8 protein-coding genes and 2 tRNA genes are annotated in these 7,516 nt (G+C 44.4%); 4 read left to right on the top strand and 6 right to left on the bottom strand.

What is annotated here, in order from left to right; translation table 11 throughout:
• The first annotated feature begins 920 nt into the window (after window positions 1–920).
• The 4 genes from Q1A86_RS20365 to rimI all read left to right on the top strand — a co-directional run bounded on the left by Q1A86_RS20365 (window position 921) and on the right by rimI (window position 2,212).
• A tRNA-Trp gene (locus tag Q1A86_RS20365) sits at window positions 921–997 on the top strand.
• A 168-nt stretch (window positions 998–1,165) separates the two neighbouring features.
• Window positions 1,166–1,242: transfer RNA gene (locus Q1A86_RS20360), tRNA-Trp, on the top strand.
• 185 nt (window positions 1,243–1,427) lie between these two features.
• Window positions 1,428–1,775, top strand: a complete 348-nt coding sequence (locus tag Q1A86_RS20355) for a hypothetical protein (RefSeq protein WP_299811076.1) — start codon at window positions 1,428–1,430, stop codon at window positions 1,773–1,775.
• Entirely contained in the window at window positions 1,775–2,212 is a 438-nt protein-coding gene (gene rimI, locus Q1A86_RS20350) for a ribosomal protein S18-alanine N-acetyltransferase (RefSeq protein WP_299811073.1), read from the top strand. Before Q1A86_RS20355 ends, rimI begins: the two co-directional genes overlap by 1 nt.
• A 92-nt stretch (window positions 2,213–2,304) precedes the next feature.
• Here rimI and lipA read toward each other — a convergent pair whose 3' ends face one another.
• The 6 genes from lipA to mltB all read right to left on the bottom strand — a co-directional run bounded on the left by lipA (window position 2,305) and on the right by mltB (window position 7,461).
• Window positions 2,305–3,270, bottom strand: coding sequence for a lipoyl synthase (lipA, locus tag Q1A86_RS20345; RefSeq protein WP_299811070.1), 966 nt, complete (start codon window positions 3,268–3,270; stop codon window positions 2,305–2,307).
• Entirely contained in the window at window positions 3,263–3,922 is a 660-nt protein-coding gene (gene lipB / locus Q1A86_RS20340) for a lipoyl(octanoyl) transferase LipB (RefSeq protein ID WP_299811067.1), read from the bottom strand. The genes lipA and lipB overlap by 8 nt, the downstream gene beginning before the upstream one ends.
• Before the next feature lie 94 nt (window positions 3,923–4,016).
• Window positions 4,017–4,283 (bottom strand): DUF493 family protein YbeD, encoded by a 267-nt coding sequence (ybeD, locus tag Q1A86_RS20335; protein ID WP_012156372.1) that lies wholly within the window; start codon window positions 4,281–4,283, stop codon window positions 4,017–4,019.
• A gap of 132 nt (window positions 4,284–4,415) precedes the next feature.
• Window positions 4,416–5,588 carry a serine hydrolase gene (locus Q1A86_RS20330; RefSeq protein WP_299811064.1) on the bottom strand — a complete coding sequence of 391 codons (1,173 nt, stop codon included), beginning with the start codon at window positions 5,586–5,588 and terminating at the stop codon, window positions 4,416–4,418.
• Window positions 5,589–5,693: 105 nt separating this feature from the next.
• Window positions 5,694–6,476, bottom strand: a complete 783-nt coding sequence (locus Q1A86_RS20325; RefSeq protein ID WP_299811061.1) for a septal ring lytic transglycosylase RlpA family protein — start codon at window positions 6,474–6,476, stop codon at window positions 5,694–5,696.
• The gene (gene mltB, locus Q1A86_RS20320; protein WP_299811058.1) at window positions 6,463–7,461 is read right to left on the bottom strand and encodes a lytic murein transglycosylase B; all 999 of its coding nucleotides are present in this window, start codon (window positions 7,459–7,461) and stop codon (window positions 6,463–6,465) included. The genes Q1A86_RS20325 and mltB overlap by 14 nt, the downstream gene beginning before the upstream one ends.
• Window positions 7,462–7,516 lie beyond the last annotated feature (55 nt).

Genomic DNA, 7,516 nt, shown 5'->3' with positions numbered 1-7,516 from the left:
CGTTTGGGCATTTGTAAAATATTGAACGCTAACTTATCTAGAATACAGCTACCCGTTAAGGTGACTGCTTCACTTAAGTAGGCATAAATGCCATTCTTAGTGGTAAAGAGTCAACGTCGGTCGATAAATGTTCCAGACAATATCGACACTTCCGCCGTCCCTGGCGCTCGCCCGCCGCTGAGCTTGGCCAGAAACTGCGTCCATGCGTTTCTGGCATTCGGCACATCCATGTGCCTTGCCTCGAGCTTCGTAACAAGCTACTCGCGCTTCAAAGCCCTTGAATGCGTTGCATCCAAAGCTGGGCCTCTTCGCCCCCATGTGTTCGCTGCGAGGACCGAGGTCGATTATATGCTCCTCGGTAACTGCTCCTGCGTTACTCTACCTCCTATATCCATACAGTCGTGCATAATAGACACTTCCCCCATTGCTGTGGGTCGTAGGTTATTTCCAAGTGCACTCAAATTTTAGCCGTGAGAAGGTCATATGTGCCTTATAGGATAAGAGTAACGGGGATTCCTGTAGAGTCCTTAAATGCCATGTATGGCGTGGAAAAGGATTTGCGCTAGGGGATTTTGAACACTGATAGCTACCGTCCCCAAAATAGAGCCACTTAAGCGGTAACGTGATCATATTAATGCTGACGGAGAAATCTGGCTGGCTAGGTAACTATAATAATTGCTTATTTATAGTTAACGCGCATAGGCAAGTCTGATTAATTTTACTTTAATGTAAGTGTAGAGCCGCCTTTATTGAGCTGGTAATATTAGCAAGCAGTGCTCAGAGTGCGGTTTATTGGGCATCCTCAGTCGACCAGGTGATCAAAATCCCCGCTAAGCGCTCGAAAAACCTGCAGGCGGTCGTTATTAGTAAAAAAGTACTTTACCTTTTACTCAATATTAAGCAAAATCCTTTTCATCGACAGGGGTGTAGCTCCAATTGGTAGAGCGCCGGTCTCCAAAACCGGATGTTGTGAGTTCGAATCTCCCCACCCCTGCCAAATTTAGAAAAAGCCGAGCAATAGCTCGGCTTTTTTGCATCTGCAGTTTATCAATTCTCATTTTTTAGCGTTAGACTCTCAATTGGCCGAAATTCCTGCAGTTGATAAGCATTTTATAAAAAAAGCTTTACCTTTTGGGGACGATTAAGCATAATCCGTTTCGTCGACAGGGGTGTAGCTCCAATTGGTAGAGCGCCGGTCTCCAAAACCGGATGTTGTGAGTTCGAATCTCCCCACCCCTGCCAAATTTAGAAAAAGCCGAGCATTAGCTCGGCTTTTTCGTATCTGCAATTTACGATTCTATCGCTAGTTGATGATTTTTATTAGGCTTAAGCGTTTAATCTTAATCACCCAAATCATTTTATATCTGTGCGAGCTAACTGTTATGCTAGCGCTATATTGTATTTACTCCTCTTTAAACTGAGTCGTCATGGAAAAGAATGCTTATCTCGATGCCATGGGCATTACCCGCTGGAAAAAGGCTATCCCACAGGCGGATATAATGACTGTGCTGGTTAACCCTTTGCGGATCAAAGATGTCGATAGTCCAATTATTGGCATTGTGCTCAATTTGATTGGCGTTGATGTTAATCATTGTCGTTTCGCGGTTAGAGCTGAGGAAGGAGCCAAAGTGATTTGGGATATGCGTGGTAAGCAATCGGTTGCTAGTGATGAACGATTGGTTTCAGCCCCGATTAACGAGCTAGAAAGCAGTGTTGATGCAAAGAGAGCACTATGGGCTAATATGCAAGCTTATATGCTTAGCAAGGAGGCTTAATGACACTGAGTCTGCTGAATGAGGATATGTCGTCTCAAATGGCTGCTATTGCTGCTACAGCGCATTCTCACCCGATGAGTGAGGCTACGATTAAAAGCTGCTTTGGTGATTTGTATACCTGCTTTGGTTCTTTTGATAATGAACTACTTTGCGGTTTCGCTATTTTGCATCAAATATTTGAAGATGCGACCTTGATGGATATCTGTGTTGCTCCCAACTATCAGGGTAAAGGTCACGGTAAGGCCTTGTTAAACGCTGTGATAGCCGAGGCAAAAGAGAAAGGTGCAGAAGTGTTACTGTTAGAGGTTCGCCAATCTGGCGCGGCGGCAAGAGCCCTTTATGAGGCTTTAGGCTTTGTGGAAACAGGTGTTCGTAAAGGCTACTACAAGACTGAAACTGGTAGCGAAGACGCAATATTGATGCAACTGCCACTTTAAAGGCTAAGTCGACTAATTCATTTAGAACCTGATATAAAAATAGCGCCAAAGGGCGCTATTTTTATTTCAGCTAGAAATAAGCTAATCAAAGGCTATTTAACTTCTTTACCTTGAGCTTGAAGGTCTGCATGGTAGCTAGAGCGAACCAATGGGCCGCAGGCTGCATGGGTAAAGCCGATACTTTCAGCCAGTTCTTTTAGTTCATCAAACTCTGCTGGTGAGACATAGCGCTCAACAGGAAGGTGGAATTTAGAAGGCTGTAAGTATTGCCCTAGGGTTAGCATCTCTACATTGTGAGCGCGTAGATCATGCAATACCTGAGCAATTTCTTCGTTACTCTCACCCAGACCCATCATCAGACCAGATTTGGTCGGAATGTTAGGGTGGCGCTCTTTAAACTTCTTCAGTAGATCTAATGACCATTGATAATTGGCACCTGGACGAGCCTTGCGGTAATGCATTGGTGCCGTTTCCAAGTTGTGGTTAAACACATCTGGTGGCTCAGTAGCTAAGATCTCTAGTGCAGCATCAATACGACCACGGAAATCAGGTACTAAGGTTTCAATTTTTATTTCTGGGTTGAGTAAGCGAATTTCGCGAATACAGTCAGCAAAATGCTGTGCGCCGCCGTCACGCAGATCATCTCGGTCTACCGAGGTGATAACAACGTACTTAAGCTTCATATCTTTGATGGTCTGAGCTAGCTTCTTCGGTTCTTCGGCGTCTGGTTTAAGTGGACGCCCATGAGCCACATCGCAAAATGGACAACGACGAGTACAGATAGCACCTAAAATCATAAAGGTCGCTGTACCGTGGTTGAAGCATTCAGATAGGTTTGGACAAGATGCCTCTTCACATACCGAGTGCAAGCCATTTTTACGCAGGGCTTGCTTAATATCTGTAATGCGCTGATTTGAAGCCGGCAGCTTAACTCGAAGCCAGTCTGGCTTTCTTAACATGGTGTCACGTTCAGATGGCACCACTTTCACTGGAATGCGGGAAACCTTGTCTGCGTCTCTTAGTTTAACGCCAGGTTGTAATCTTTCAGGCCTATTCATATGACTCTGGTAATCCTTGGTGGTGAACTAGCTTATCTAAACCGAGTTCTTGGCTAAGGGTTTCGATCAGTTGGGCACCTGCCTCTTCGACAGTTTGTGGTCCACCGAGCTGTTTGCATTGGATCATTTCCATGCCAGCGTAACCACAAGGGTTGATGCGCTGAAATGGTGCCATATCCATATCGACATTAAGGGCCAATCCGTGGAAAGAGCATCCCTTACGGATCCTAAGACCGAGTGATGCTATTTTACGTTCTTCAACATAAACACCTGGCGCATCAGCTTTGGCATAAGCTTCAATCTGATAACGTTTGAGCATGTTAATGATGCTCTGTTCAATGTGAGTGACGAGTTGGCGCACACCCACTTTTAGGCGTTTAATATCGAGAAGAGGGTAAACGACGAGTTGCCCAGGGCCGTGGTAGGTCACTTGACCTCCACGGTCTACCTGAATAACAGGAATATCGCCAGGGTTTAGTATGTGTTCACTCTTACCAGCTTGGCCTTGAGTGAATACTGGCGTATGTTCAACAATCCAGATCTCATCTTGACTGTTCTCATCGCGATTATCTGTGTAGTGCTGCATCGCGTGCCACACTGATTCGTAATCTTGTCTACCTAGATGACGAATATGCAAAGCGTTATCGTACAAGGGCAACCTCTCCCCTCAAATATTTGTGCGGGCTATTATACGCTTCAAAATGATAAATGTAATACGGATCACATTTATCATTAATGATTAATATTTATAGTACGCGTTTAACGCCTTCAATCGCAGCAAGTTGAGTATAAAGTTTCTCGATATGCTCTTTACTTGTAACGGTTATACGTATGGTCACAGAGTTGTAAGTGCCTTTGCTTGAAGCTTTAGTTGTTGGCGCATAATCACCAGGAGCTAGGCTTTGTGCCACAGCGACAACACGATCAGCTAATGTATCACTCGCATCACCAACAATTTTAAATGGAAAAGAAGCAGGGAATTCCATTAGTTCATCAAATTTAGTATCTAACATGTTTCACTCTCAAAGATTTCAATATTCACTGATATGGTGGCAATTATACCTTATTCAAGTGGCATAGGCTTGCTTGAAGTATAAAACGCAAGAAGCCACCCTAGGGTGGCTTCTTAGTATGCTTAGTTTGGCTTAGCTAAACCAGCCTGCAAACATCTGCTTGAAGTAATCTAGTAGTTGGCTAAACCAGCTGCCTTCATTGACTTCTTGTAGTGTCACAAGTGGGAACTGAGCGATATCTTTTCCGTTTAGTTGGAAGTAGATACGACCTACAGTTTCGCCTTTAGCGATAGGTGCATTAAGCTCTTTAGTTAGCTCAAAGTTCGCCTGTAGGTTTTTAGCTTGACCGCGACTAATGGTGATAGGAGTGTCAGTTACCACACCTAAGTCAATCGTTTCACGATCGCCATACCAGATTTTTTGAGTTACGAATGTGTCACCAGCTTTGTATGGTGTCACTGTTTCGAAGAAACGGAAGCCGTAGTTAAGTAATTTTTTGCTTTCTGCCTTACGCGCCGCTTCACTCTTGGTGCCCATTACCACAGAGATTAAACGCATGCCGTCTTTAGTGGCAGAAGTCACTAAGTTGAAGCCTGCACCAGATGTATGACCGGTTTTAATGCCGTCTACGCTTAGGCTCTTATCCCATAAAAGACCATTACGGTTGTACTGCTTGATCCCGTTGTAGGTAAAAGATTTCTCTTTGTATACTGCGTACTCATCAGGTACATCGCGAATAATCGCAGCGCCTAGAATTGCCATATCGTAGGCTGTACTTTTGTGATTGTCTGAGTCTAGACCGTGGCTGTTTTCAAAGTAGCTATCTTGCATACCAAGTTGCTTAGCCCAAGAGTTCATCAGGTCAACAAAGCCATCTTCAGTACCAGCAATGTGCTCAGCCATAGCAACACAGGCATCGTTGCCCGATTGAATGATAATACCCTTGTTAAGATCTTCAACTGTGACTTTTTTGCCCACTTCAATAAACATCTTAGAAGAATCTGGGAAATTTTTCGACCAGGCTTTTTTGCTGATTGTCACTTCATCAGACGGTGTAATATTGCCTACTTTAATTTCGTGACCAATAACATAGCTGGTCATCATCTTGGTCAAGCTTGCAGGGTTTAAGCTTTCGTAAGCATTTTCCTCTGCAATGATTTGTCCAGTGTTGTAATCCATCAGCACATAGGCTTTAGCGGCAACTGTTGGTGCATTTGGAGTAACGACGGGGGCCGCTTGTGCTGATAATGCGGCGACTGAAGTCGCGAACAAAAGTGTTTTTAAAGGTTTGTTCAATAAATTCATATTAATAATGCACGTCTTAATAAGTTGATGTATGAAGAAAGTGTAATTCCCACGAGTATAACATTAGTCGACAAGGGAATTCAGCGTTGGTTCATTAATCTTGTTTCATTCTGTCAGCAGATAACTTTGAGGGTAACCCTCTTGTTTCAGCTTCTCGGTTAGCTTAGTTGCAAGCTGCTGTTGGCCGATTGGACCGAGCTGCAGTCTGTAGAGATTATTTGCACTCTGTACTCGGCTTTTTACCTGATACTTTTGCTCTAAAGTACTCGCTAGGCTGTCTAAGCGTTCTTTGCTAGACGAGGCTACAACCTGGATATAGTGCAGCTCAGTGCCTTTTAGTTCGGCAAGAGCGGTAGACTCGGGATCGGCAATATAAATGACTTCTAAACTGACATTTGCAGTACCCGTTTTAAGCATGTCTAAGCGGTGAGCCGCTGCGTAAGAGAGGTCGATAATTCTATCGGCATGAAAAGGGCCTCTGTCATTTACGCGAACGATAACAGTCTTGTTATTCTTGAGGTTGGTGACCTTCACGTAACTAGGTAGCGGCAGTGTCTTATGGGCTGCAGACATGGAGTACATGTCGTAGGTTTCGCCGTTAGAGGTTAGATGGCCATGAAACTTAGCCCCATACCACGAGGCTATGCCCTTATCGGCATAACCTTCGCCGGTATCCATTACCTGATAGCTTTTGCCTAATACCGTGTAATTCTTTTTATTGCCGCCACGACTATAGGGCTCATATTTGGGATGAGCATCTTCGACTTTGGTTACGTCAGGGGCAGAAGTCGGCGCTTTGTCGTCATCTAGTTCGTAGCGACCACCACTAGAACATGCAGCTAGGGTGACAGTTAAAAGCAAGATGGCGAGGGTATTATTGCGTGGCATAGGCTTTCTTTAATTCCTGACTAAACTGGTACACGGCCATGGCATACAGAGGGCTGCGGTTGTAACGGGTTATAACATAAAAGTTTTTAAGGCCTAGCCAATACTCATCATGATCGGCTTGTTCAAGTTTAACCACAAGAGCAGGTTGCGACACGTCGAGATCCATTGACTGAGCGAGTGAGACATTTGGCGCTAGGATATCGGCAACCTGATAATGCAGTTTCTCGCCAGACCAGGTCTTGACTGTATCAGGTAAGTCTTTATTCAAGGTTAATTGCAGCGTTACTGGCTGGTTTTTTTGCCAACCATGCTGATGAAAATAGTTAGCCACACTGCCAATGGCATCTGTGGTGCTATTTAGCAGATCGCGACTGCCGTCATTATCAAAATCAACCGCGTAATGGCGGTAGCTTGATGGGATAAATTGACCAAAGCCCATTGCGCCCGCGTAGGAGCCTTTAAGGCTATTGATATCTAAGTGCTCCTCTTTGACGAGCGACTGAAGATTTGCGAATTCACTTCTAAAAAAGGTGGCGCGTGGTGGGTAATGGAAACCTAAAGTATAGAGCGCATCTTTAACAGGATAATTGCCCATGTAACCACCATAAAAAGTTTCGATGCCGATAATCGCCACGATGATCTGTGGGTCGACGTTAAACTCTTTTGATGCTCGTTCAATAGTTTTTGCGTGCTCTTTCCAGAAGGCAAGACCTGCATCTAGCCGCTTTTCGGTTAAGAATATTGGATAATACTGATGCCAAGGTTTAGCTTCCCAAGGCTTAGTCATAGCGTCGATAACAGCCTGATTGTACTCGGCGTTAGCAATAAACTTTGATGTTTCACTGGCATTAAAGCCTTTGTCACTTTGGGTTTTTATAAATTCTGCTTTTAGCGCTTCGACTTCTGAGTCTGAAGGGGATGCCGCGGCAGAGCATGAAAAGAGGGTTAATGCTAAAGGTGCAAGAATGCGTTTTAATAGCGTCATCTACTGGGCAGTCCTTAGTGGTCGACAAGCATTATGGTTAGGTGATTTGAATGCA

Origin of the sequence: uncultured Shewanella sp. (assembly GCF_947497935.1) — a bacterium.
Classification (GTDB): Bacteria; Pseudomonadota; Gammaproteobacteria; order Enterobacterales; family Shewanellaceae; genus Shewanella.
Note: the sequence above shows the minus strand (reverse complement) of the source record. Positions and strands in the feature narration are given on the sequence as shown.

Bases quoted from the DNA above. Each gene is read 5' to 3' on its own strand.
- Q1A86_RS20355 (WP_299811076.1), top strand. From the start codon at position 1,428: ATGGAAAAGAATGCTTATCTCGATGCCATGGGCATTACCCGCTGGAAA.
- rimI (WP_299811073.1), top strand. From the start codon at position 1,775: ATGACACTGAGTCTGCTGAATGAGGATATGTCGTCTCAAATGGCTGCT.
- lipA (WP_299811070.1), bottom strand. From the start codon at position 3,270: ATGAATAGGCCTGAAAGATTACAACCTGGCGTTAAACTAAGAGACGCA.
- ybeD (WP_012156372.1), bottom strand. From the start codon at position 4,283: ATGTTAGATACTAAATTTGATGAACTAATGGAATTCCCTGCTTCTTTT.
- Q1A86_RS20330 (WP_299811064.1), bottom strand. From the start codon at position 5,588: ATGAATTTATTGAACAAACCTTTAAAAACACTTTTGTTCGCGACTTCA.
- Q1A86_RS20325 (WP_299811061.1), bottom strand. From the start codon at position 6,476: ATGCCACGCAATAATACCCTCGCCATCTTGCTTTTAACTGTCACCCTA.
- mltB (WP_299811058.1), bottom strand. From the start codon at position 7,461: ATGACGCTATTAAAACGCATTCTTGCACCTTTAGCATTAACCCTCTTT.